The organism is Allofrancisella guangzhouensis, assembly GCF_000815225.1.
Taxonomy (GTDB): Bacteria; Pseudomonadota; Gammaproteobacteria; order Francisellales; family Francisellaceae; genus Francisella; species Francisella guangzhouensis.
Window position 1 is genome coordinate 744455 of record NZ_CP010427.1, and the last position, 26920, is coordinate 771374.

Consider the following 26920-nt stretch of genomic DNA (forward strand, 5'->3'; position numbering starts at 1 on the left):
CATTGGTCGAATATTATTAGAAGTGTAGGCTTATTTGATAAAAGCCTCCTATTGTAGATAGTGCTAATCTCAACATCAATAGTGAGATATTAAAAAGCTGGCATTTATGTTGCTATGATTAGTAGTAAATGATTTTGATTAAATATACAATTTCATAGTTATTTATTCTATGGCTAAATGAGATTTAAAATGCTAAGTAAAATTGTAAGAAATTTTTATATTCAAACGTATACCTATTTTGCTGGTTTTAGAGATTTTAAAAAAGAAGATGCCTTTGATGGTTGGAGTAAAAAAGAAATAGTTTGGTTGTTTATTTGTATATTGTTAACAGCTATGACAAGTATTTTAACTCAAGCAGAGTCAATTATCTTTATATATTCATTGCTTGGTATAATTAATCTAATACTAGTAGCAAAAGGTAAGCTTTTAAATTACTTTGTAGGTGTAGTTAGTTGTTTTTTATATGCTATTATTTCTTTACAAAACCAGGTTTATGGGCAATTTTTATTATTTATATTATTTTTTACTCCAATGCAGTTCTATGGTTGGTATATCTGGTCGAATCCCAAAAATATGTACACTAGTTCAACGATAATATCTAAAAGATTAACTCTGAAACAATTTTTATTAATTTTGGCACTAATTGTTACATGCGCATTTTTATATGGTTACTTTATTCTATACAAATTCTTTGGACAAAATATAGGTTTATTAGCAGATTCTTTAGTTGGAGTAGTTTCAGTAATAGCCTTCTTACTAATGGTAAGATCTTATGCTGAGCAGTGGGCATTATGGATTATTATAGATATTTTAACAATCGTAATTTGGTTAGATGGTTTAATAGGTAAAGAAATTACATTGGCTTTGATTCCAGTTGTTATAACTAGAACCTTAACTTTAATTAACGCATTCTATGGCTATACTAGTTGGTTAAAGATGAATAAAATGCAAACTAAGGAAATAAAATGATAATAAATGTTTTCCAGAAATTCTTTGTTCAAGTTGGAGGTTATTTAATAAATATTAAACCTATTAAATTATCAGAGATTTTTAAAGGTTGGAGTGTTTTTGAGCTAGGATGGCTTATATTATCAGTAGTATTGCTAGGCTTGATTAGTATTTTTACTACAGAACAGTACGTTGTTTTAACTACTATTGCTACAGTCACAGGAATGGTAAATATATTTTTAGTAGCAAAAGGTAAAATACTTAATTATTTTTTTGCATTTATAAATAACTTAACTTATGCTTACGTTTGTTATGCTCAAGGCGTATATGGTCAGTTTTTGTTGTTTATATGTTTCTTTTTTCCTATACAGTTTTATGGTTTGTATAACTGGACAAAGCCAGAAAATATTAGCCAAAATAACAGTATTGTAACCAATATTCTTAATACTAAACAGCGAATACTCTTAATATTTAGTATTATTGTTTTGTCTGCATTGTATGGAGTTTTTGTGTTAAAGGGATATTTTAATCAGGAGGTTGGTTTAGTTGCAGATTCTTTAACTGGAGTTTTATCTGTTTTAGCTATTATATTGATGGTAAAAGCCTATATTGAGCAGTGGGTATTATGGATAATTATAAATATTCTCTCAACTATCATATGGTTGCAACAGTATTTTTATGGCACTGGCAACGGAATAGCTTTTTTTGCAATGTGGTTAATATATCTAGTTAATTCAATATATGGTTACATAAACTGGCATAAGTTAAGGTTTGAAGTTCCTTAAATTAGCTTAGTAGTAATAGTTGTTTAAAATATATACTTAACTTATAAGCAAAAGCATGTTTAAGCTAATTATGTTAGATACAAATTTAATGCGGTAGTATCTAAAAAAAATTATCAGCATAATTAACTTAACTTGTAAACTACCATTCTATATAATTTGTAATTAAGAACCAAAGAAAAAATTTTATTTGAATGACTGTTAGGCAAACACTTTTTCTAATTCTGACACCAATTATAGCAATGTGTGTGCTATCTTTTGGTAATGGATTTTTTACGACATTTTCTTCTATAGAGCTTAATAGTCTTGGAAGATCTAATTTTATAATAGGAATTATATCAGCCGCGTACTTTTTTGGCATGACAACAGGTTCTTATTTTTCACAGTTTACGATTACAAGAGTAGGCTATATTAGGGCTTTCGTGCTATTTGCTTCCTTAATGGCTATAAGTACACTAATATTGGGTGTTTTTAAGGGTATCTTTGTTTGGATATTTTTTAGGTTCACTTGTGGATATGCTTTGGCAGCTTTATTTTTAATTATAGAAAGTTGGTGTATTTTATCTTCTGATAAAAAAAATAGAGGGTTGGTATTTTCTATATATCTACTTGTATACTATGGTACTCAAGCTCTTTCACAACTAATGATAAACTTTAATTTTAACGAGAATTTGCTAGCCTATTGTTTTATATCATCTTTGTGTAGTATAGCTATTGTACTTATGGCATTTACAAATACAGTTGCACCAGTACCTAATTCAGAAGAAGTTTGCTCTCCTATGAAAATTATAAAGAAAGTTCCACTTGCAATGGCAGCTAGTGTTGTAGGTGGAGCTATACTAGGTTCAATATATACTTTATTACCTATATTTTTAGTCAGGGTTGATGTTACACATAATATGCTTTCTATTTTAATGATGACAACTATTTTAGGAGGAATGTTACTACAGGTTCCTATAGGTAAATTATCTGATTTGATTGATCGCAGAAAGGTAATATTACTAGTGGCATTAGGACTCATAATAACCTCTGTTTGTATTTGTTTTTTTTACAAATCTCATTTATTGTTTTTTATTGTGGTCTTTTTATTCGGTGGGTGTGCTTTTGTAGTGTATCCTTTATCAATATCTCATGCTAGTGATTTCTTAGATGAACATGAGATTCTAGGAGCTATTGGTGTAATAACTATTGCATATGGGTTTGGTTCTGTTGTTGGACCTATAATAATTTCTAACTTTATGGATCTAGTAGGACCTTTTGGTTTCTTTATCATAACAACTTTATTTAGTATATTGTTATGTTTATATACGTTTTATAGATTATCAGCAAGGAAGTCTGCTACAGGTACAGTACAATTTACTCCAATATCGCCTGAAAGTGTAGGGTTTAGTGAGGCTCAAGAAGTTGTTTCAGATAAGCTTATAGAGTAATTACATAATAGTATATTGATTGCAAAGCTCCTACAGCTAGCTTATAATTACACAATAGATTTTTCAAAATTATAAAAGACTTAATTTATCTAAAGGAGAATTATTATGTCATCATTAATTAAGCAAGTTGTTGCTAGACAAATATTGGATTCACGTGGAAATCCTACTGTTGAGGTAGATATAGTTTTAGAAAGTGGTGCTTTTGGTAGAGCTGCAGTACCTTCTGGAGCATCTACAGGGATCAAAGAAGCATTAGAGCTGAGAGATGGTAATAAAGACATCTATTTAGGTAAAAGTGTCTATAAAGCAGTTGAAAATGTAAACACCAAAATTGCTCAAGCTGTAAAAGGACTAGATGCTTTAGATCAAAGACTAGTTGATAAAACTATGCTAGAGCTAGATGGTACAGAAAACAAAAAAAACTTAGGTGCAAATGCTATTTTAGGTGTATCTTTGGCTACAGCTAGAGCAGCAGCATCACACTTAAGAAAACCTTTCTATCGTTATTTAATGGATGTCCAAGAATATCTTATGCCTGTACCGATGATGAATGTTATCAATGGTGGAGCACATGCAGACAACAATGTTGATATGCAAGAATTTATGATAGTTCCAGCTGGTTTTGATAGCTTCTCAGAAGCACTAAGATGTGGTACAGAAGTTTTTCATACTTTAAAGAAAGTTTTAATTGAAGATGGTTATAGTATAGCAGGAGTTGGTGATGAGGGTGGCTACGCTCCAAATCTTCCATCAAATGAAGCTGCTATAGAAGCAATATTAAAAGCAATTAAAAAAGCAGGGTATGAAGCAGGTAAACATGTATTTATTGCTTTAGATCCAGCAAGTAGTGAGTTTTATAAAGATGGTAAATATGAGCTTAAGTCAGAAAATAAATCTCTAACAAGCCAAGAAATGGTTGATTACTATGCCGCGTGGGTTGAAAAATATCCTATAATTTCTATCGAAGATGGTCTTGCAGAAGAAGACTGGGATGGCTGGAAATTATTAACAGAAAAACTAGGCTCAAAAGTACAATTAGTTGGTGATGATTTATTTGTAACAAATCCTAGTATATTATCTAAAGGTATTGAAAAAGGTGTAGCTAATTCTATTTTGATTAAATTAAATCAAATAGGATCTTTAACAGAAACGTTTGAGGCTATGGCTATGGCTGGTCAAGCAGGTTACACTTGTGTGATTTCACATCGTTCAGGCGAGACTTCTGATACAATTATAGCTGATTTAGCAGTAGCTACTTGTTCTGGACAAATAAAAACTGGCTCTCTTTCTAGGTCTGATCGTATAGCTAAATATAATCAATTACTTAGAATAGAAGAAGAGTTAGGTGAAAACGCGATCTATCCAGGTATAAAAGCATTTGTGTTTAACTCTGAAAAAGAGTCTCAAGAAATAGTAGTGCAAGAAAATGAAACTGAAGAAATTGTTGTTCAGGTTCAAGAATAGAAGTTTTTTAAAAAATGGGTACTAGAAGATCTAATACTTTTTTTTATATTTTTATATCTGTAGTGTTACTCTTGACTGCTATATTACAATATGATTTATGGTATAGTGATACTGGGCTAATTAGTTATGAGTCTTTAATAAAAACAGTAAAAGCCAAAACTAAAGAAAGTTATGAGCAATCACAAACTAACGCGCAGTTATATTCTGAGGTTGTTTCATTACGTAGAAACAGTGAAGTATTAGAAAGCCTAGCTCGCCAAAACATGGGTCTGATAAAAAAAGGCGAGGTCTTTTACAGTGTTAAGTAATTCTAGTAAATATGTAATAATTCCAGCAGCAGGCATTGGAACTAGAATGGCACTTGATATTCCTAAACAGTATTTTAAGCTTATAAGTGATAAGACTATTCTGGATACAACTCTAGAAAAATTTGTCAGTTCTGATTTTTTCAATAAAGTTATATTATCCCTTAATAAAGATGATAACTTATGGAAAGATTCTATATATTTTAACCATCCTAAAATAGTTACTTGTACAGGTGGAGACACACGTTTTGATAGTGTCTATAATGCTTTAAAACAAATACAAATAAAACCGAAGGTAACTACTTGGATATTTGTCCATGATGCAGCTAGGCCAAATGTTATGTTTCAAGATATTGAAAATTTGTATGAAGCTGTTAAGGAATCTAAGAGTAAAAGTGGGGTTTTAGGTATTAGAGCTTTTGAAACGGTTAAGCAGGTGACTTCTAATAGCCCAATTACTATAGATAAAACTCTTAATCGTGATTATATATGGTTAGCTCAAACTCCTCAACTATGTGAGCTTAGTTTGTTGTATAAAGCTTTTGAACATTGCAAGCTCAATAATTTAGCAAAACTAGTTACAGATGAGGCATCAGCATTAGAGTTGTATGGGGTTAGTCCTCTAATTACCCAAGGATCTAGAAATAATATTAAAGTAACTACTCAAGAAGATTTGGAACTAATAAATTGGCTTTGCCAAGTTTAGTTAAGTAGCAATCCTATTATATATCCAAAAATTATTATACTTCCGATTATCACCAATAATGAATCTAATATAACCTTACGATATTCTTTACATTTTATATTTTTATAAATGATTATTACAGGTAATATATATAGTAAAAAGGCTACTGTAGGGGCAACTAAAATCCCTATTATATGGAGTATACTAAGGTTACATATTGTACAAATCCATAAAACTAAGAAAATAATAGCTATACAAAGTATATTAATTAGAGAATCTTTGATTTGTATATTACAAATATTTTTGAATAAATATCTAAACAAATATTTTAATGCTTCTTTTGAACCTATATAACAACCAATAAAAGAGCTTATAATAGCTGTAAATACTATCATTGGTGCTAATATATTTAACAAAGCACTATGATGTTGCTCTTGTATCAGGGTTACTATAGAAAGATTGTTTATATTCGCTCTGTGAAGATCAGAAACAGTAGTGCTTAGTAAACATGAGGTTACAAAAAGTAGCACAAAAAGAAATAGAATTAATGAATTAATTTTAAGTATTTTATATACTTTAGCTTTTTCATCTTCGTGTTTAAGTTTGATGTTTTCTCTATAAAATATTACTAAGCTAGAAATAACAGGAGAATGGTTCATAGACAATATAAGAATTGGTAAAACCATAAGCACCCCTTTTATATAACTAACTAAGTTAAAGCTACTTTCTGTTATAAATTTACCGTTCCAATAAGGAATTATATATACAGAAAGCGCAACTACTAATATTATAAGAAATAAAACTATAAATTGCATAAATTTAAGTATTATGTTTATACCTAAAGATACTATTACTAAAAGGATAGATAAAATAAAAAAACTAAACCAGATACTTTGAGAGAGATTAGAGTCAGTAATATTATAATACAATAAGAAATTACCTAATTCACTATTCAAACCTATAGAGTACATGGGCATGTTTAAGAAAATAGCAAAGAAATATAATATCACACAGATTAAGCCAAAAAGTTTTCCTAGATTATGTGTAAAAACTTCTGTGATACCGCCATCATCAGAACTAATAACAATATTAGCCATATTTTTATGAGAATAGTAAGTTAAGGGAAACGCAAAAACAAGCACAGTCACTAATGCCCAAAAACCACTATCACCGGCTTGGATTGGTAAATAAAGAAGCCCAGCTCCAATAGCTGTTCCAAAAAGTGTGAAAACCCATTGTACGTCTATTTTTACTGTATTTGTATAGTTTGGTTTCTTCACTTTTTACTCCAATCTAAAACTACCTTACCACATTTACCACTTTTCATAGTGTCAAAAGCTTTTTGATAGTCATCTATATCAAATCTATGAGTAATTACTGGACTTATATCTAACCCAGATTGGATCATACTAGACATAAGATACCATGTTTCAAACATTTCTCTACCGTATATACCTTTTAGAATAAGGCTTTTAAATAACACTGCTGCCCAGTCAAGAGTAATATCACCAGCTGAAATACCCAACAAAGACATTTTACCACCGTGGTTCATTACATTTAGCATCATTGATATTGCAGAATTTATACCTGACATTTCTAAGCCTATATCGAAACCCTCTGTCATACCAATACCTGACATTATATCTTTCATACCCTTGGTTAGCTCATCTTGTGACTTAAAGGCCCCTGCATTAAAAACAAAAGTAGCACCAAGGTCTTTTGCCTTTTTAAGTCGATATTCATTAATATCAGTTACAACAATTCTTCTAGCTCCACAAAACCTTGCAATTTTAACAGCCATAAGGCCAATAGGTCCGGCACCTGTAATAAGAATATCCTCTCCAGTCAAGTTAAATGACAATGCTGTGTGTACAGCATTACCAAGTGGGTCAAAAATACTAGCTATATCGTCAGAGATAGTGTCAGGAACTTTAAAAACGTTAGAAGCTGGCATTACTAAGTATTCAGCAAAAGCACCTTGTACATTTACTCCTATACCAATTGTTGATCTACAAAGATGGCGTTTTCCAGCTTTACAATTACGACAAAGACCACATACTAGGTGTCCTTCTCCAGATACTCTATCGCCTATATTAAATCCTTTTACTTCATCACCTTTAGCTGCAACCTCTCCAACAAATTCATGTCCTATAATCATAGGTGTAGGTATTGTTTCTTGAGACCATTTATCCCAGTTATATATATGTAGATCTGTGCCACAGATGGCAGTTTTTCTTATCTTAATCAAAATGTCATTATGACCGTATTCTGGTATAGGAGCATCATTTACCATCCAAATACCAGGCTCTTTCTTTAATTTTGTTAAAGCCTTCATATTTAAGAATTCCTTATTTTTTGTAAATTTTTATATGATTTCCAGCTTTTTAGCTGCTTTTGTAAAGCTATCAACAGCCTTATCTATTTGCTCAAAAGTATGGGCTGCTGACATCTGAGTTCTAATTCGAGCTTTACCTTTTGGAACTACAGGATATGAAAAAGCTATAACATAAATTCCATATTCAAGAAGCTTATCAGCAAAAGCTGCTGCTTTTTTCTCATCATATATCATAACAGGTATAATAGGGTGTTCACCAGGGATCAAATCAAAACCAGCCTCTGTCATTTTTGCTCTAAATCGTTGTTGATTAGCTTGAAGCTGTTCTCTTAATTGATCAGAATTTTTAGTTATCTCAAGAGCTTTTAGGGATGTTTTGGTAATAATAGGTGCTAAAGCATTGGAGAATAAATATGGACGAGAGAGATTCTTTAACAAATCTACTACTTCTTTTTTTGCACATATGTAGCCACCAGATGCACCACCTAAGCCTTTTCCAAGTGTTCCTGTTAAAATATCTACACGCCCCATAACATTACAATACTCTATTGAGCCTTTACCATTTTTTCCTATAAAACCTGCAGCATGAGAGTCATCAACCATAACTATAGCATTGTATTTATCAGCTAAATCACAAATTGATTTTAAATCTGCGATTATACCATCCATAGAAAAGACACCATCTGTAGCAATTATCTTAAATCTAGCACCAGCTTTATCAGCCTCGATAAGCTTATCTTCTAGATCTTTCATATTGTTGTTATTGTATCTAAACCTCATTGCTTTACAGAGTCTAACACCATCTATTATGCTGGCATGATTTAAGGAATCACTGATAATAGCATCTTCTTTAGAAAGTAAGGTTTCAAATAAGCCTGTATTAGCATCAAAGCAAGAAGGGTATAAAATAGTATCTTCAAACTCAAAAAAGTTACTTAATTCTTTTTCCAATTGTTTATGTACACTATTTGTTCCGCAAATAAACCTTACAGATGCCATACCATATCCACATTCTTCGATATGCTCTTTTGCATAAGCAACTAACTCAGGATTATTAGCGAAGCCAAGATAATTGTTTGCACAAAAGTTGATTAAGGTTTGACCATCCTCTAAATTTATTAAAGGTTCCTGAGGGGTGGTTATAATTCGTTCACTTTTATATGTCCCACTGTCTTTGATTTCTTTGATTTTATCTCTAATTTGTAAATAAAAATTTTTATCCATGTAGTTGACCTCATTTTTTACTAATGACAAAAAATAATACTACACCAATATAACGGAAATTAGAGTATTTTGGAAATATTTTGGTTAAAAACTATTTGAGAATTTTAAGGGTAGAAGGATTATTAAAGTTAGATAGTTTGAGAAAGTTTATTCATCATCAAGACCAAATTGCTCTTTTGAGTATGCAGCTAGTTTATCAGCATTTAGACCTGTAATTTCAGTACTATTATATGGAGGCTGATTAATAGCCCAGAACATACTTCCACCATAGTTATTGTTAGCAACATAATCAATAGCTTGTTTGCTAACGTCCATGCCTTCCCAGATACCACCAGCTGCTTGTCCACCTGGTTCAAATCCAAGGATAACTAAGTTTGGATCAACGTGTTTACTAAATGAGTTTAAAACGTCTTTATATACTTCCATATTCCAAGTTTGACCATTTGGCATATATTCTGGACCCACATCATAAGCCATGATATTAACCCAATTAACTACTTCATTAAGTGAGCTACCATGATCTTTTAGCCAACCATCTATAGCTAAGCCTTCTCCATCAGAATTAAATTTAGCTGGGAAACCATGATCTTCACTGTTTCCAAAGAAAGCATTAAATCTAGTTGTGTAACCCACTTCTTTATCGTACATTCCAGCGTCATCAAGAGCTTGGCGAAGTTTTAGCATTGTTTTTGCTAGTGTATCTGTTTGTTCTTTAGCATTAGGGTTTGGTTGGCCATTAGCTAACTGGTGTAAGTGCTCCCAGTCAAAGTCAATACCATCACCATATTGCTTAAGTAAATTAACACACTGCGTTACAAAACTATCTATTTGTTCGGGTTTTATAGTTTGTTGTAAATCTGACCAACCTCCTATAGCCCAAATAAATTTTTTACCTTCTTGGTGAGTAGCGTCAATCATAGCTTTAATTTTGCCAGCTTGCCAGTTATAGCTATAAGTAGTATCATTCATAACCTCTAAGACTGGTTTCAACGTCATAGTTTCATATATGGCGCTACCATCCCAGTTAGTATTTGGTGGGTTATCAGAATTTGGTTGGTTAGATAGTGTTAAGAATGAATATAACACATGACTGTAGTTAGCAAAACTTGGTTTATAGTAATCAGCAGATTTATCTCCACCAGATCCTTCCATCTCTGGTAGAGCAGGTTTCCAATTTTCCCAGTATCCTATAACTTTTTTACCAGCTTCAACAGGGGCAACTTGTTCAAAAGTAACCGTTACGTTTTGCTGATTTTGGTTAGTATTAAACTGATTAGGACTTATATTAGCCTTATATCCAGAGATATTATCAGTTGTTATATTCCAAGTATCACCATCTTTTGGCAATTCTTCTGTATATACACCATTATCTGCTACTTTTAATAACTGACTAGAGCCACTATTACTTGTAAAATGTAAAGTTGTTTCTTTATCGTTTGGCATATCTGATACAGTTACGATTACTCTCACACTAGCTATTTTTGTAGTAGTAAAGTTAAGCTGCGCATCTGCGCTGTTTCCTGTTGTAACAGTTACAACTATTGGTTGAGCTTCATAGCTATAACCGTTATAAGTAAAGCTTTTAGCAGAAATAGTGTATTTTAGGCCCTCATCTGAAGCTAGTAAATTATCTATTACTGTAGCTGATGTGAAGTTAACCTCTCCCTGTGATACTACATCCCCGGTACTATTTTTAATTGTATAAGTAGTTGATTTAACCGCATTATTATCTGCACTAGCTGTTAGGTTTATAGATCCTACTTGTGCTTGCTTATAATTTATTGAAATGTTTTTAGTTTCATCTTTAGCTATAGAGAAGCTATTAGGAGTTGCTATACCTTGACTTGTTCCAATAGATGCTACTTGGACTTTTAGTTTACCAGCTGGTACATCTATTTTAGCTTTAGAACCCCAGGCTGCATTTTTAATTTCTGCTACTTTAACATCATTTTCATTGAAAATACTTATACTAGGTTTCTCATCTGATGTTATAAAACTAGGTTTTGTAGGTATTGTAAAATCTAACGTAGCCATTTCTTGAGCAGGATCTTCACCTATTAGCTTCCAAGGTCCCCATTCTCCAGAAGTTTCAGGATTGTTACCTTGAGTCCAATATTTAGCTTCGTATATAGAGCCATTATAGGTTACTTGGTCGCCTCCATTATAAATAGCGGAAGGATCCCAAGCTTTTATCCCTGGTGTAGGTTCAGGGGCAGGCTTTGCAGTATAAGTTAACGCAATAGTTGTAGTAGCAGCTGAAACTGTTACTGTAGAAGGAGAAATAGTTCCTTCGTCATTTTTAAGTTTAACGGTATAAGTTTCTGAAGCATCTTTTGGATACTCTAAAGTAACCTTACCATTTGAAACAGCAAAAGTTCCTTTTGAACTTACAAAATCAACTTCAGCGGTAGTAGGAAGTTCACCGTTAATAGAAACACTTGCTGTAACCTGCTCAGAAGGAGTTGGACTTGGCCCAGGACCTGTTTCATCCCAAGCATCAGCACCATATGTTCCAGCAGGTTTATATGCAGCTATTTTACACCAGCCGCTCTGTGGCCAAGGTTTACATTTATAAGTTTTGCCCTCATCAGTTACAATAGTACCTGCAGAATAGCTACTTAGATTGGAAGTAGACCAGGCTTCAGCAGCAAAAGCTGAAGACCCCATTAGGGTTAAGGTTACTACCGAGACTAATTTTCTTTTTATATCCATTTTTCTCTCCTTAGTTTTAATGTAAACAGTCACATTCGTTAACTGTAATTGTAATCGTAAACTAATGAATACAATCTAGCAATTTAATGACGTAATAATTAATGATTATTGGTTTAAAATTAACAAAGTATCCTATTCGTTGAAAGCATTGCTAAAGCTAATTGCATCTTATTCATTAAATTTAAAGTTCCATACTCCAGTTTTAAGATTTTTTACATCTGTTATTTTTATAGTATAAAACTTTAAAAATAAAAATCAAACAAATTTTGTTTTTTGAAATATTATTTTAAATAAAAATAAAAATAATATTGAAATTATGAGAAATGCAGTATAACATTTGTCAATAAAAAATTTTTATGTGAGAAGTTTATGAAAAAGAAATTAAGTTTATGGACATCTTTTATGTTAGTGAGCTTTGGTATCTCAGATGCCGCAGCTATTTCTAATGTGTTAGGTGAGCAAGAAGAACCGTTGGTTTCAGCATATTACTTGGGCGATAGTGATTCTGGATCACAGTGGGCTTCGTTAGAAAGGTTTCAGACATTAGCAAATGAAGTGACAGAGCAAGGGACAAACTTCAATAAGTTGATTCTCTCATTTGTTCAACCAAGTTTATTTTATTACCAGTCTGGTAGCTTAGCTGGAACAGGTTTATTTGGATACTTTATTGATCGCAATTGGTCTTCTGAAAAAATCATAAATTTTCAAAAGGATTCTAAAGCAAGAGAAGATTTTCAAAGGTTAAAAAATATTATATCTCAATTTGAAAGGTCAGGTGTTCATGTCTATCTTGCAGTTGGGGGATGGAACTTTAGTTGTGATCCTAACCTATATACGCAGTCTTTAAATGCATTGGGCCAGCAAACACCCAGAGCAAATATGTGTGGTCCAGAGGATGGATTATATGATACTTTCCCTAATCCAATTCCTGAAAATACTCAAGCATCTGCTTTTGAAAATTATAAAAGGGGTGAGTTTGAAGATCCTGCGTCATCACAGCAGGCAAATGTTGCTTATGAGAATTTGGTTAAATTGGCAAATGATTTGGGAGCTTCAGGTATAGATCTTGATTATGAAGAGTTTTGGCATGCAGATCTAAATAGTTATTCCTTGTCTACCCTTTTAAATAATAAATGGCAAATAAAAGATTTTGTTAAAGACGGAGATATTTCTTATCAACAGTTTCGAGATTTAATGAAATCTATGGGAATATCCAATCAACTTAAAAATGTAAATGGTCAAGTACAAGGAGAAATTAATACAGGAAACCCTGGAGCGATGCCAGAGACAGTAGATAAGTTTGCAGCTATTATCAAAACGGTTCATGATAATATTCAAAAAATTAATCCTGATCTCAAATTATCTGCAGCTCTACCTGCAGTTGGTGCAGTGCCTACAAACGTTCTTGCTTGGAGTTCGAGCGATCATCTTAAAAATGGTAGCCCTTGGTATTACGGCAATCTTAAGGGATTAATGTATAACGTAGCATATAAAGATGAGAGTATAGCTAAAGATTTAGATGCATTATCTGTTATGAGTTATGATTTGTCTAAGAGTGATGGACAATATTTAAATGGAGCGCAAACTTTAGCGGACCAAGTGAAGTATTACATGGATGAGTATTATCATTTCTTGGGAGCTGCTTCTGATACTTCAACTAAGCTAAATAATCAAACGATTATTCCAGGAACATTCGATTTAGATAGAAAAATTCAGTTTGGTTTTGAGATTGGTCAGCCAGCATATCCCACTAAAGAAACCGGTAATGCTTTTGCATTATCAATTGACGAAATGACTGAAATTTTGAAGTCTGAGGCTCAATCAGGTAGATCCGTTGGAATGATTATGTGGGACCTTTATAAAGATCAGAGATATGATAAAGATTATTTGAACTATTGGGATAGTAATTGGCCTACTCCTAAAGATGTTTTACAAGCAACTTGTAAAGCTTTCAATTTGGGTTCTAATCTGGCTTATAATTGTGATGCGAATGTTCCTGATAATAAGGTTTCTCCTTCTTTTGGTTGGGAAAGTAACTTAAAAGCTACATCTATAGGGCAAACAACGGCAGAAATATTTTGGGTTAAACCAGATATTAAAGATCAAGCAAGTTATACAATTTTATTGAATAATCAAAAAATTGCTGAGAATGTTGTGGATCTAAATTATAGTCTATCTGGTTTAGAAAAAGCTACGAAGTATAATGTAACGGTTATAGCTAATATAAAAGGTTACGAATCGCAATCAGCATCTATTAGTTTTAATACAGAAGGTCAATGTCAAGCAAAGTCTTTAGTATGGGTTTATAGTCCAGTTGTTTCATCTATAACTACAAATAGTGCTAAAGCTAGTTGGCAAGCAGAGGTTAGAGATACTTATAATGAAGCTATTTCATATGGTTACAAGCTTAAAGATGCTGGTGGAGATGTTATATTTAATGGTGTAGGAACAAGTGTTGAGTTTGTAAATTTAGAAGCTAATACGAACTATACTTTAATTGTAACTGCTAGCGCAGAAGGATATGATAGTATTTCTAATAGTGAAAGTTTTACTACAGAACAAGCATCTGAAAATACTTGGGATTCTAATAAGATCTATAACAAAGGTGATAAAGTTATCTATAAAGGTATAGAATATACAGCTAAATGGTGGACACAGGGAGATATTCCTGCTAATGGAGGTCCGTGGGAAAAACCCTATGTTTCTGGAGGTGAATGGAACTCGAAAGATATATACACAACCGGACAAACAGCAAAATATCAAGGTCATACATACGAAGCTAAATGGTGGACACAAGGGAATACTCCTTCTAACGGAGATCCGTGGAAAAAAGTAGATTAAATTATTAAATTATTTATCTACTTAAATGTAACTATTGTTTACAAAAAATAATATCTCACGGTTGTTATTTATATTGTGTAGAACTGGTAAAGGATAAGTTACTGCAAAAACCCCTAAAAAAGTAGAAAAAAATTTAAAAAAGCTCTTGCGTTGTGAGAGAGTGATGTGTATTATATGACTTCACTGGCTGACGGGTGATGTTAGCGGTAGAGAGAGGCTGTGAAGCTGGATAGATATTTAAGAGATATATTATATACAAACACTTTGTTGATAAATTTGAGTTTAGTGATTGAGTCAGAGAATTAGATTAAACTGAAGAGTTTGATCCTGGCTCAGATTGAACGCTGGTGGTATGCTTAACACATGCAAGTCGAACGGTAGCAGGTCTTCGGATGCTGACGAGTGGCGGACGGGTGAGTAACGCGTAGGAATTTACCCATTTGAGGGGGATACCAGTTGGAAACGACTGTTAATACCGCATAATATCTGAGGATTAAAGGTGGCTTTGGCTGCCGCGGATGGATGAGCCTGCGTTGGATTAGCTAGTTGGTAGGGTAAGGGCCTACCAAGGCGACGATCCATAGCTGATTTGAGAGGATGATCAGCCACATTGGGACTGAGACACGGCCCAAACTCCTACGGGAGGCAGCAGTGGGGAATATTGGACAATGGAGGAAACTCTGATCCAGCAATACCATGTGTGTGAAGAAGGCCTTAGGGTTGTAAAGCACTTTAGTTAGGGAGGAAGGTCTGTTAGTTAATAGCTAATGGAATTGACGTTACCTAAAGAATAAGCACCGGCTAACTCCGTGCCAGCAGCCGCGGTAATACGGGGGGTGCAAGCGTTAATCGGAATTACTGGGCGTAAAGGGTCTGTAGGTGGTTTGATAAGTCAGATGTGAAAGCCCAGGGCTCAACCTTGGAACTGCATTTGATACTGTCAAGCTAGAGTATAGTAGAGGAATGGGGAATTTCTGGTGTAGCGGTGAAATGCGTAGAGATCAGAAGGAACACCGATGGCGAAGGCAACATTCTGGACTAATACTGACACTGAGGGACGAAAGCGTGGGGATCAAACAGGATTAGATACCCTGGTAGTCCACGCTGTAAACGATGAGTACTAGCTGTTGGGTTCGGTGTAAAGGACCTAGTGGCGCAGCTAACGCGATAAGTACTCCGCCTGGGGACTACGGCCGCAAGGCTAAAACTCAAAGGAATTGACGGGGACCCGCACAAGCGGTGGAGCATGTGGTTTAATTCGATGCAACGCGAAGAACCTTACCTGGTCTTGACATCCACAGAACTTTTCAGAGATGAATTGGTGCCTTTTAGGAACTGTGTGACAGGTGCTGCACGGCTGTCGTCAGCTCGTGTTGTGAAATGTTGGGTTAAGTCCCGCAACGAGCGCAACCCCTATTGATAGTTACCATCATTAAGTTGGGTACTCTATTGAGACTGCCGCTGACAAGGCGGAGGAAGGTGGGGACGACGTCAAGTCATCATGGCCCTTACGACCAGGGCTACACACGTGCTACAATGGGTATTACAGAGGGCTGCCAAACCGCGAGGTGGAGCGAAACTCAGAAAGGTACTCTTAGTCCGGATTGTTCTCTGCAACTCGAGAGCATGAAGTCGGAATCGCTAGTAATCGCGAATCAGAATGTCGCGGTGAATACGTTCCCGGGTCTTGTACACACCGCCCGTCACACCATGGGAGTGGGTTGCTCCAGAAGTAGATAGCTTAACGAAAGGGCGTTTACCACGGAGTGATTCATGACTAGGGTGAAGTCGTAACAAGGTAGCCGTAGGGGAACCTGCGGCTGGATCACCTCCTTAAAGGAAATACGAAAAGAATAATAAGAATAAAGCTTAATTGCTAGATCAGATAATTTGATAAAGTGTTTGTAGATAATATATTTTAGTGTAAATAAGATACGGGTCTGTAGCTCAGTTGGTTAGAGCGCACCCCTGATAAGGGTGAGGTCGGTAGTTCAAGTCTACTCAGACCCACCATTTTTTTTGGGGCCATAGCTCAGCTGGGAGAGCACCTGCTTTGCACGCAGGGGGTCAGCGGTTCGATCCCGCTTGGCTCCACCAATATTTTATTTGCATGAAGATAGAGATATTTAACAATTTAGTATAGAGATAGACTTAAGAAAATAAGTGCAAGCGGTGGATGCCTTGGCATTCAGAGGCGAAGAAGGACGTGTTAATCTGCGATAAGCTTCGGTGAGCTGATAAATGAGCTTTGACCCGAAGATTTCCGAATGGGGGAACCCAACTAGAGCAGTCTAGTTACTTTATCTGATATAAGATAGAGAGCGAACGAGGGGAACTGAAACATCTAAGTACCCTTAGGAAGAGAAATCAATTGAGATTCCCATAGTAGTGGCGAGCGAAGTGGGAAGAGCCTGGTATGATATAGTCTTAATTATAGTAGAACAAGTTGGGAAGCTTGACGATAGAGGGTGATAGTCCCGTATACGAAATAATCAAGATGGAACTAAGCATACGAACAAGTAGGACGAGGCACGAGAAACCTTGTTTGAACATGGGGGGACCATCCTCCAAGGCTAAATACTCCTGAATGACCGATAGTGAACTAGTACCGTGAGGGAAAGGTGAAAAGAACCCTGATAAAGGGAGTGAAATAGAATCTGAAACCGCTTGCATACAAGCAGTAGGAGCACGATTTAGTTGTGTGACTGCGTACCTTTTGTATAATGGGTCAGCGAGTTACTTTTAGTGGCGAGGATAACTGAATAAGGGATCCGTAGCGAAAGCGAGTTTTAATAGAGCGCCTAGTCGCTAGGAGTAGACCCGAAACCGGCGCGATCTATCCATGGCCAGGTTGAAGGTTAGGTAATACTAACTGGAGGACCGAACCCAATACTGTTGCAAAAGTATGGGATGAGCTGTGGATCGGAGTGAAAGGCTAATCAAGCACGGAGATAGCTGGTTCTCCCCGAAAACTATTTAGGTAGTGCCTCGTGAATTGACTGATTGGGGTAAAGCACTGTTTCGACTAGGGGGGTTTTACGACCTTACCGACTCGATGCAAACTCAGAATACGATCAAGTTTTATCACGGGAGACACACGGCGGGTGCTAAGGTCCGTCGTGGAAAGGGAAACAGCCCAGACCGCCAACTAAGGTCCCTAAGTCATAGCTAAGTGGGAAACGAAGTGGGAAGGCATAGACAGCCAGGAGGTTGGCTTAGAAGCAGCCATCCTTTAAAGAAAGCGTAATAGCTCACTGGTCGAGTCGGCCTGCACGTAAGATTTAACGGGGCTAAGCTATGCACCGAAGTTGCGGAATATATTAAATATATTGGTAGGGGAGCGTTCTGTAAGCCGAAGAAGGTTAATTGAGAAGTTAGCTGGAGGTATCAGAAGTGCGAATGCTGACATGAGTAACGTAAAATAAGTGAGATTCTTATTGGCCGAAAACCCAAGGGTTCCTACGCAATGTTAATCAACGTAGGGTAAGCCGGTCCCTAAGGCGTAGCTAAAGAGTGAAGTCGATGGGAAACAGGTTAATATTCCTGTGCTGCTTATATAAACGAAGGAGGGACGGAGAAGGCTAGGTAGGCCTGGCGAATGGTTGTCCAGGTAAAAGTAAGTAGGTAGAGTTATTAGGCAAATCCGATAACTTGATGATCTGAGATACGAGACGAAGCCAAATTTATTTGGCGAAGCTATTGATGCCCTGCTTCCAGGAAAAGCTTCTAAGTATATTGTATAAGTAACCGTACTGTAAACCGACACTGGTGGGTAGGTAGAGAATACTAAGGCTATGAGAGAACTCTGGTGAAGGAACTAGGCAAAATGACACCGTAACTTTGGAAGAAGGTGTGCCCTTAATGGTGAAGTACTTGCTACGTAAGCTGTTGAGGGTTGCAAATACCAGGTGGCTGCGACTGTTTATCAAAAACACAGCACTCTGCGAAATCGTAAGATGAAGTATAGGGTGTGACGCCTGCCCGGTGCTGGAAGGTTAATTGAAGGGGTTAGCTTAGGCGAAGCTCTGGATCGAAGCCCCAGTAAACGGCGGCCGTAACTATAACGGTCCTAAGGTAGCGAAATTCCTTGTCGGGTAAGTTCCGACCTGCACGAATGGCGTAACGATGGCCACACTGTCTCCACCAGAGACTCAGTGAAATTGAAATCGCTGTGAAGATGCAGCGTACCCGCGGTTAGACGGAAAGACCCCGTGAACCTTTACTATAGCTTTGCACTGGACTTTGATCATTTATGTGTAGGATAGGTGGGAGACTAAGAAGCATGATCGCTAGATTATGTGGAGTCGACCTTGAAATACCACCCTTGAATTATTGAAGTTCTAACTCAGTCGAAAGACGAGGACAGTGTATGGTGGGTAGTTTGACTGGGGCGGTCTCCTCCTAAAGAGTAACGGAGGAGTACGAAGGTGCACTCGGTATGGTCGGAAATCATACCAAGAGTATAAAGGCAAAAGTGCGCTTGACTGCGAGAGTGACGGCTCGAGCAGGTACGAAAGTAGGTCTTAGTGATCCGGTGGTTCCGAATGGAAGGGCCATCGCTCAACGGATAAAAGGTACTCCGGGGATAACAGGCTGATTCCTCCCAAGAGTTCATATCGACGGAGGAGTTTGGCACCTCGATGTCGGCTCATCACATCCTGGGGCTGAAGCAGGTCCCAAGGGTATGGCTGTTCGCCATTTAAAGTGGTACGCGAGCTGGGTTCAGAACGTCGTGAGACAGTTCGGTCCCTATCTGCCGTGGGCGTTAGAGATTTGAGAAGAGTTGCTCCTAGTACGAGAGGACCGGAGTGAACGAACCACTGGTGTTCCGGTTGTTTCGCCAGAAGCATTGCCGGGTAGCTACGTTCGGACGGGATAACCGCTGAAAGCATCTAAGCGGGAAGCCTCCTTCAAGATTAGATCTCTCAGGTTTTGAACCTGTAAGGAACGTTGGAGACTACGACGTTGATAGGCTGGGTGTGTAAGTGCAGTAATGTATGAAGCTTACCAGTACTAATGATCCGAGAGACTTAAGTCTATTTCTATGCTGAATTGTTAAATATCTTTATAAACCAAAACACAGTTTTGGCGATGATAGCTTGTAGGAACCACCTGATCCCATTCCGAACTCAGAAGTGAAACTACAACACGCCGATGATAGTCTGGCATTTGCCCAGGTGAAAGTAGGTAGTCGCCATCTTTTTAAAATACAAAGTCTCAATAACTAGAGCACATCAAATAAATCATATAAATATCAGGACCTTATTTAACAAACTTCTTAATCCTTTTAAAATAGCTCTTTATCAATCTTCTTATCAAAAAGCTTCAAATAGGTTAGCTACATTAGCAAAAGCTGGATCAATAAATTTATAGATAGAGAGACAAGATATTATGCAGTATTAAAATTAAAACGGTTTACTTTTAATAAAGATAAACAGTTTCACCTCGTTGTAATGCAAGGAAGAGCTGATATATTTCTTCACTAGAAAATTTTTGGTTAGTGATTGGTTGTTTATCATTGATATCTTTCTTTGCTAAAATATCCTTTTGTAATGGTGTATTTTCTAACAATGACAAAGTGTTAACTGGATTAAATGTTTTATTACAATAAGAAGTAACTAAAGTGGTAAATATATCCCCTGAAAAATTGGTAAAATTGGTATAAATGATTTTGGGAATTTTCTTACTGTAATCATCTTCTTTATACATAATAGATTCAAATACCTCTATATATGAATGAGCATTGGTCACTTGTCGATCATAAAATTTATCCCAGAAGATAAGCATACTACAAGCTATAGTCATTTTTTCTGTAGCTGTTTCACAGTCATGAATATCTAGGATAGAAGCCATATGACCGCTTACTCCATTTCCAAGCATCATACCAGTTTCATAACAGGCTTTATTCCGTGTAGCTATGATATTTGAAGACTCGGCATAATGATTATAAGCCATGTTATTGCTTGGAGCTTTACCAAGCACACCAAGTTTATATTCTTCTCTTTTGATGGTGTCCCAATTAGAGCCTGTATAAACCATTGATACATCTACGTTATGTTTATAGTCTTTTAATACTGAGGTAATAACTTTGCGTGTATCATTAATAAGCATAGCTCCTAATGCAACCTTAGGGAAAATTTTGAATAGAGCGTTCTTTTCTCCTATGTTAATCTTTTCAAAGTCTTCAATAAAATGTTCAAGTAAATCATAGAACGTTTTAAGTTGAGGAGTATTTATCTTTAGTTTAGATTCTTTATTATTTTTATAATGCTGGAAATATTCATTATTATTTAAAGATTCTCTATATTTTTTCTCTTTTACTATATCGATTTGTTTATTAATATATTCTTCGGCACCTTTTTCAGTTTGTTCTTGAATAGGTTTTTTCTGATAACTTTTTTTGTTTTTGTCAGTCAGAGTATTTATTTCTTCTAGTGATAATTCTGATAGTAATTTTTGATATTTATTCTTCCATTTTTTAAGTATTTTGACCTGTGCATTATAAAGTTGACTACTTTCATCTTTAATAAGTTCTTCAACTAGCATTTTTGAACGAGTGGAATTACCAGTTGCAATATTTCTAGATTTCATAGCTATATGTTTAAAAGCAAGCTGTATAGATGGGTATGTAATAAAATATTCTGCTTCATTTATAAATGAAGCATCATTTTTTAAGTCAAGAAATATTTCATTATTCATGATTTTATTGACTTCAGAAATAAAATCTTCTTTTGGCGGAGTTTTATGCAAACCCTTATTTTTTTCCGATAAATAATTGTATAATATCTTCAGTTGATTTTCATAATTCTTGTTTGCTAAAATATTGGCATTAACCTTAGTAGTAAGCGATTGTTCTGGAACTTTACCTAAAATTGGATGGAGGAAGATTAAACATTGTTGAATATAAATATCTCGATATGTTAGAACAGTTGGTTCTTTTAAGTGAGCATCAAGCATCTCAAATTCATAAGTATACACTAAGAAATCATTAATTATTTCTTCTGGATTGTACAAATAAAACCAAGGAATCATGTAATAGTCTTCATTATACATAATTGGTTGATCAATATGAGACCGCGTTATATCCCTTAAAAGGTTTTTATTAAGTGAAAAATCATTATTTTTTATTTCATTTTTGTTGATTGCAAGTAAAAACATTATGGCTCCTTTTTATATTGTTTTACAACTTTTATTAAATTAAGCTGTTGCAAACTTGAATTAGACAGATGGTAACAAGGTGGAAATATTCGAAAAAGCACAGTTTGGATATAGTAAATGAACATTTTAAGAATATTTTTACACAGTTAGAAGTATATAATTTTAGTTTGCAACAGTTACTAAATATACAGATTCAAAATATAATTTTATATGAGGTATATTTAATAAGAGGTAAGGATTTTTACTAGTTGTAACCATCCTAAAAACGGATTTATTCGGGGTAAAATTAAGCTCTATTTTTATTGGTAGAACCTAGTTTTCTAATTAAACAATAATAAAACCCATCACCATTTTCTTCAAACGGTAATATTTGGTAACCAAAATCTGTTTTGTACTCTTCTAGAAGTAGTATTTTTTCAATTTTAGCGTCATGGTTGTTTTTTAGAAACCTTTTTATTTGATCTTGGTTTTCTTGCTTTAGTATTGAGCAAGTTATATATAAAAGATAACCATTTTCTTCTAAATTATTATCCCATAAGTTTTGTAAAATTTGTTGCTGTAATTGTTGAATGTTTTCAATATCTTTAGGTTTTCGTAGAAGCTTAATATCAGGATTTCGCTTTATAGTTCCTAAAGCAGAACAGGGTGCATCAAAAACTATTTTGTTAAATTTTCCATTAAAAGGTTTAGATAAGTCATGTTTGACTATGCTAATGTTATTACTTGGATTAATTCTAGTTATATTACTTTTTAGTAATTCTAATCTTTTATCAAGTATATCAACAGCAGTAATTTTAGTTTCAGGATTTAATTCTATGAGATGTGTTGTTTTACCACCAGGGGCAGCACATGCATCTAATATATTATCGGTACCTTTAGGATCGATTATCCAACCAGCGTATTGTGCGGATATATCTTGTACAGTGAAATACCCATTATGAAAAAGTTGATTTTTTTGTATATCAATAGCTGTCTCTAATTTTATACAGTTTTCTACTTTAGTAGTGGAAAATATAATGTCGTTTTCTTTTAAATGATTGGTAACTATTCTGGGGTCTTTACTACTATTAAGTCGTATAAACATATTAGCTTTAGAATTGATACCTTTAGCTATTTTAAGGTGGAGTTTTGGGTATTGCTCTTTGAATACATTGGTTATCCAGTTAGGTATATCTGTAAGCTTGTATTCTAAATATTCAATTTTAATTTGCTCTATATTTCTTAGAATATTTCTTAATACACCGTTGACAAGCTTTTTTGCCCAAATAACTTTTAAATCTTTACAAGCGTTTACAGTTTCATTAATAGTAGCATAATGAGGTTGGTTAATTTCTAAAAGTTGTAAGATTCCTAGCATTATTAGGGTTTTAATATTGGACTTAGTATTTTTATTTATAACAATTTGGGTGATCTTTTCTATAGAATAATAATTTCTAAAAAATTCATAGCAAAGCAGTTTTATAAAAGATTTATCTTGATCAGTTATTTGCAATTGAGACAATCTATAATCAATTGTTAAAAGAGAGTATTTGTTAGCTAAAACATCGGTAATAGATTTAACAGCAATAGCTCTAGTATTCATTATTTAACGTGTTTTGCTAGAAGCTTTATAAGTTTTGGTTGTATTTTTTTATTTCCAGCAACTATTACTTCTAAATTGTCGATATCACTGATACCTTTAATATCTGTAACAATAGCGCCAGCCTCTTTTGCGATAACATATCCGGCTGCAATATCCCATAGCTTAACAGAACCACAAGCCCAAAGTCCATCAATATACCCGGCTGCTAAATACGCCATATCCATAGCGATACTGCCTGAGTATCTATAACCTGCGATCTGTTGTTGAAGTTTTATTAATTCTGCCACATAACTATCATTGAAAATCTTGCGTGAATATTTTAATGATGCTGATATCAAAGTATTATCTAGCTCTTTGCTTTGTGCTACTCTAATCTTCTTGCCATTTAACTGGGCACCTTGTCCTTTATATGCACTAAACATCAGGTCCAAGAATGGATTATAAATTACACCAAGAACTAGTTCATCATCCTTTTTTAGAGCTATAGAGATACAGCAGTGTGGCAAGCCATGTATAAAGTTATTGGTGCCATCAATAGGGTCAATTATCCAAGTAAACTTACTTTCTTTGTTACCAAACTCACCAGCTTCTTCTGTAATAAAATAGTCATCAAAACCTAATTTTTTTATATTATCAACAAGAAAGTCTTCTACAGCTACATCAATATTTGACATAAAAGTATTGTTAGATTTTTTAGTGATTTTTATAGAGCTTAGATCATTTTGAGCTTGTAGAATTATTTTTCCTGCTTTCCTAGCAAGAATAGTAACCGCATTTACGATTGGCTTCATAGTTAGAATTTAAAGTTATTAGAATTTTTTATATGATACATTATTTGGTGATAAAATAGCATAGTTACGTTGAAATAAACTTTTATTAGATGAAGCGCAAATTATTGAACTCTGACTAATTTAGAATTTATGGTTCAACATTAAATTATACTAGTTATTAGATAAGTGATAGCAAGTCCACCAAAAAATAACCAAGCGAATAATATTAACGCTAATAATAAAGGTTTAACTCCTGCTTTGATAAATTTAGATACATGAGTTTCAAGACCAAGGGCAGTCATAGCCATAGCTAAAAGAAATTGATCTATTTGGACTATTGAGTGTACTGCAGCGTGAGGTAGCAGGTTTAAAGAATTAAATCCTGCTACCATAACAAATCCAATGGCAAACCAAGGGATAATTTTCATAATAGAATTAGTAGATGTTTGAGAATGCGTCTTATGTGCAACATCAACAACAGTCTTAGACAACCATATACCTATAACTATTAACATAGGGGCTAACATCATTACGCGGAGCATTTTTACAGTTACAGCTATTTCTTCAGCATGATGACCCACAGCGCTACCAGCAGCTACTACTTGGGCAACTTCATGAATAGATCCACCAGCAAAAATCCCATATTGTATCTGGTTCAAATTACCTAGAAGACCAGCTTTCATTAAAACAGGGTATAAAAACATACTAATTGTACCAAATAACACAACAGTACCTACAGCCATAGCGGCTTTATAGGATTCAGATTTTAATGTTCCTTCAGCAGCTAGTACAGCAGCAGCTCCGCAAATAGCACTACCAGCAGCTACTAATATAGAACTATCTCTGTCTAAACGAAAGACTTTTGTGCCTATGGTTATTCCTAAAAGTAGGGTTGAAACTAGCATAATAATAGATACTAAAAAGCCTGCCAGTCCTACAGATGCTATAAGTTGAAAAGTTAAATTAAAGCCATAAAAAATAATGGCTAACCTGAGTATTCTTTTTGCGCTAAATATTATACCTTTTTTCCATTGACTTATTATTCTACTAGCAGGTGTATGAATTAGTATCATGCCTAGTAAAATACCAATAATTAAAGGACTAATTCCTAGCTTAGCAATAGTAGGGACTTTTGCGATAAAATATGCAATACCGGCTATTATAGCAACGAATATTACACCGTAAATTGTATTTAAAGAGAAATGTTTTTTCATTATTTTTCCTTGTTATATTCTTTTTCTATAAATATACTCTATGAAAGTTTTTTTTAAAAACAAAAAGAAATTATAAGTGTTATCAAAAAAATCAATATATAGTTTGGTGTGAGATGTAAGAATTTTTTTGAAAAAGGTTGGTGGAATATAAGAATTTAGTGAGCCATTAATTTCCTTTTTTCTTTTGAGTAAATAACAGCAAAGATGATTAACATGAAGGATATAAAGTAAAAGATAATTACAGCATTCATTACAGTTGTTAGACCAAAAAATTTATTTATAAAAGCACCTGTAGTTGTAGATAAAGCTGTACCTGTTGTACCAAATAAAAGAATAGTGGTTATTAGTGTAGGTGGTGGGTTCTCCATTTGGAAAGTTCCATAAGCTAGTAATCCAGCATATATATAACAGTTAAATAGGCCAAATATAACTGCAGATTTTAAAACTGTACTTATATCAGGTATATAGATAATACATGATAAAGCGATTAACCCTACAAATGTAAACAATGGAAGGATAAGTCTTAAAGGAACAACTCTAGTTATTAACGGGCTTATAAATAAACCTATACTTTGAGCTGTCCAAAAGTAAGATAACGGTTTATTAGCATCTATAGCTCCCCATCCGAGTATTTCTTGGAAATACGTTTGAGCGTAACTGGTCATAATTAGTTGTGCCAGTAAAAATAAAAAAGCTGAGAAAGCTATACAATATAAACTAAAGTTCCACGAAGAAAAATTTAGATTAAGTTTTGAGTTTTTAGTATCGGTTGTGTCCCTATTAAGTATTGAAAAGTCAGAGAATATTGTTAATAATAGTATTGCTATAGCTGTTATTTGTAAAATTGAGTATACGGTATACCATTGAAAGTTCTTCGTAATTAAATATGCAGCGAAAATAGGAATTAAGGCGCCACCAAAACTAAAAAAGAAATCAGTAAAAATGACATTCATAGCTCTTATTTTATGGTCACTATAAATATGTACAATCATATAGCTACCTATAGCCATAAATAATCCTCCAGTAATACCTACGCAAGTTAGTAATATTTTTAGCGTGAAGATTGATGGAAAAACACTTGTAAATAGTGAGGATATAACACCAATAGTAACCGCTACCATTAATAAAAGCTTTATTGAAAACTTATTCATTAAGAAACCAATTATAAGTATAGAAAACCACATGGCTACATTAATAAAAGTAAAAGCAAAACCTATGTTGCTATCTCCAAAATATTCTGATAAAGGACGCATTACAGCTCCGGTCACTAAAACGACATTAGCTGTATAGAAGTAACAAAGGTAACAAGTTATAGTTATTAATAGCTTATTTTTGAAGGTTGTTGTATGATGTGTTTTATTTTTCATTAATGATTCCGTAAGAAGGATGATGTCAAAGCTTTATTTTTGCATATTGTGATATTTTTAGCAAGATACCGTTTACTGCTTAAGTTACTTATTTTCTATAAGG

16 protein-coding genes, 2 tRNA genes and 3 rRNA genes are annotated in these 26920 nt (G+C 34.4%); 12 read left to right on the forward strand and 9 right to left on the reverse strand.

The annotated features are described in order from the left end of the window. Window positions 1-189 precede the first annotated feature (189 nt). The 6 genes from pnuC (SD28_RS03495) (at window position 190) to SD28_RS03520 (ending at window position 5635) form a co-directional block, all read left to right on the forward strand. Window positions 190-969 (forward strand): nicotinamide riboside transporter PnuC, encoded by a 780-nt coding sequence (pnuC, locus tag SD28_RS03495; RefSeq protein ID WP_069774105.1) that lies wholly within the window; start codon window positions 190-192, stop codon window positions 967-969. Continuing rightward, window positions 966-1733 (forward strand): nicotinamide riboside transporter PnuC, encoded by a 768-nt coding sequence (gene pnuC / locus SD28_RS03500; protein ID WP_039124140.1) that lies wholly within the window; start codon window positions 966-968, stop codon window positions 1731-1733. The genes pnuC (SD28_RS03495) and pnuC (SD28_RS03500) overlap by 4 nt, the downstream gene beginning before the upstream one ends. Before the next feature lie 191 nt (window positions 1734-1924). Next, a complete protein-coding gene (locus SD28_RS03505) occupies window positions 1925-3160 on the forward strand; it encodes an MFS transporter (RefSeq protein ID WP_039124142.1) in 1236 nt (411 codons plus the stop codon). Between the two features lie 105 nt (window positions 3161-3265). Continuing rightward, complete coding sequence (gene eno, locus SD28_RS03510; protein ID WP_039124143.1) at window positions 3266-4624, forward strand: phosphopyruvate hydratase; 1359 nt, start codon at window positions 3266-3268, stop codon at window positions 4622-4624. Window positions 4625-4638: 14 nt separating this feature from the next. Then, window positions 4639-4932 carry an FtsB family cell division protein gene (locus tag SD28_RS03515; protein WP_039124145.1) on the forward strand — a complete coding sequence of 98 codons (294 nt, stop codon included), beginning with the start codon at window positions 4639-4641 and terminating at the stop codon, window positions 4930-4932. A 46-nt stretch (window positions 4933-4978) separates the two neighbouring features. Continuing rightward, on the forward strand, window positions 4979-5635 hold the full coding sequence (locus tag SD28_RS03520; protein ID WP_052251916.1) for an IspD/TarI family cytidylyltransferase: 657 nt from the start codon (window positions 4979-4981) through the stop codon (window positions 5633-5635). Here SD28_RS03520 and SD28_RS03525 read toward each other — a convergent pair. The 4 genes from SD28_RS03525 to SD28_RS08245 form a co-directional block, all read right to left on the reverse strand. After that, window positions 5632-6894 (reverse strand): amino acid permease, encoded by a 1263-nt coding sequence (locus SD28_RS03525; RefSeq protein WP_039124150.1) that lies wholly within the window; start codon window positions 6892-6894, stop codon window positions 5632-5634. The genes SD28_RS03520 and SD28_RS03525 overlap by 4 nt on opposite strands. Next, the gene (gene tdh / locus SD28_RS03530; protein WP_039124152.1) at window positions 6891-7949 is read right to left on the reverse strand and encodes an L-threonine 3-dehydrogenase; all 1059 of its coding nucleotides are present in this window, start codon (window positions 7947-7949) and stop codon (window positions 6891-6893) included. The genes SD28_RS03525 and tdh overlap by 4 nt, the downstream gene beginning before the upstream one ends. Window positions 7950-7979: 30 nt before the next feature. After that, entirely contained in the window at window positions 7980-9173 is a 1194-nt protein-coding gene (locus SD28_RS03535) for a glycine C-acetyltransferase (protein WP_039124154.1), read from the reverse strand. Between the two features lie 147 nt (window positions 9174-9320). Further along, window positions 9321-11885, reverse strand: a complete 2565-nt coding sequence (locus SD28_RS08245; RefSeq protein ID WP_039124156.1) for a glycosyl hydrolase family 18 protein — start codon at window positions 11883-11885, stop codon at window positions 9321-9323. A gap of 369 nt (window positions 11886-12254) precedes the next feature. On the opposite strand from SD28_RS08245, the gene SD28_RS03545 reads away from it, so the two are divergent. The 6 genes from SD28_RS03545 (at window position 12255) to rrf (ending at window position 19926) form a co-directional block, all read left to right on the forward strand. After that, window positions 12255-14726: a carbohydrate-binding protein gene (locus tag SD28_RS03545; protein ID WP_084593810.1), complete on the forward strand. Its 2472-nt coding sequence runs from the start codon at window positions 12255-12257 to the stop codon at window positions 14724-14726. 309 nt (window positions 14727-15035) lie between these two features. Continuing rightward, window positions 15036-16562 (forward strand): 16S ribosomal RNA (locus tag SD28_RS03550). A gap of 100 nt (window positions 16563-16662) precedes the next feature. Further along, window positions 16663-16739, forward strand: a tRNA-Ile gene (locus tag SD28_RS03555). An 8-nt stretch (window positions 16740-16747) separates the two neighbouring features. Beyond that, window positions 16748-16823 (forward strand) — tRNA-Ala (locus SD28_RS03560). Window positions 16824-16875: 52 nt separating this feature from the next. Further along, window positions 16876-19764, forward strand: a 23S ribosomal RNA gene (locus SD28_RS03565). Between the two features lie 46 nt (window positions 19765-19810). Further along, window positions 19811-19926, forward strand: a 5S ribosomal RNA gene (rrf, locus tag SD28_RS03570). Together the 16S, 23S and 5S rRNA genes with 2 tRNA genes alongside form the textbook arrangement of a ribosomal RNA operon. 221 nt (window positions 19927-20147) lie before the next feature. Here the strand turns inward: rrf and SD28_RS03575 are convergent. The 5 genes from SD28_RS03575 to tsgA form a co-directional block, all read right to left on the reverse strand. Continuing rightward, window positions 20148-21884 (reverse strand): hypothetical protein, encoded by a 1737-nt coding sequence (locus tag SD28_RS03575; protein ID WP_039124159.1) that lies wholly within the window; start codon window positions 21882-21884, stop codon window positions 20148-20150. A 286-nt stretch (window positions 21885-22170) separates the two neighbouring features. After that, entirely contained in the window at window positions 22171-23466 is a 1296-nt protein-coding gene (gene rsmB, locus SD28_RS03580) for a 16S rRNA (cytosine(967)-C(5))-methyltransferase RsmB (RefSeq protein WP_039124161.1), read from the reverse strand. After that, on the reverse strand, window positions 23466-24257 hold the full coding sequence (locus tag SD28_RS03585) for an inositol monophosphatase family protein (protein WP_039124163.1): 792 nt from the start codon (window positions 24255-24257) through the stop codon (window positions 23466-23468). Before SD28_RS03585 ends, rsmB begins: the two co-directional genes overlap by 1 nt. Before the next feature lie 140 nt (window positions 24258-24397). After that, window positions 24398-25450, reverse strand: coding sequence for a YeiH family protein (locus SD28_RS03590; protein ID WP_039124167.1), 1053 nt, complete (start codon window positions 25448-25450; stop codon window positions 24398-24400). 155 nt (window positions 25451-25605) lie between these two features. Beyond that, window positions 25606-26817 (reverse strand): MFS transporter TsgA, encoded by a 1212-nt coding sequence (gene tsgA, locus SD28_RS03595; protein ID WP_084593812.1) that lies wholly within the window; start codon window positions 26815-26817, stop codon window positions 25606-25608. Between the last annotated feature and the right edge of the window lie 103 nt (window positions 26818-26920).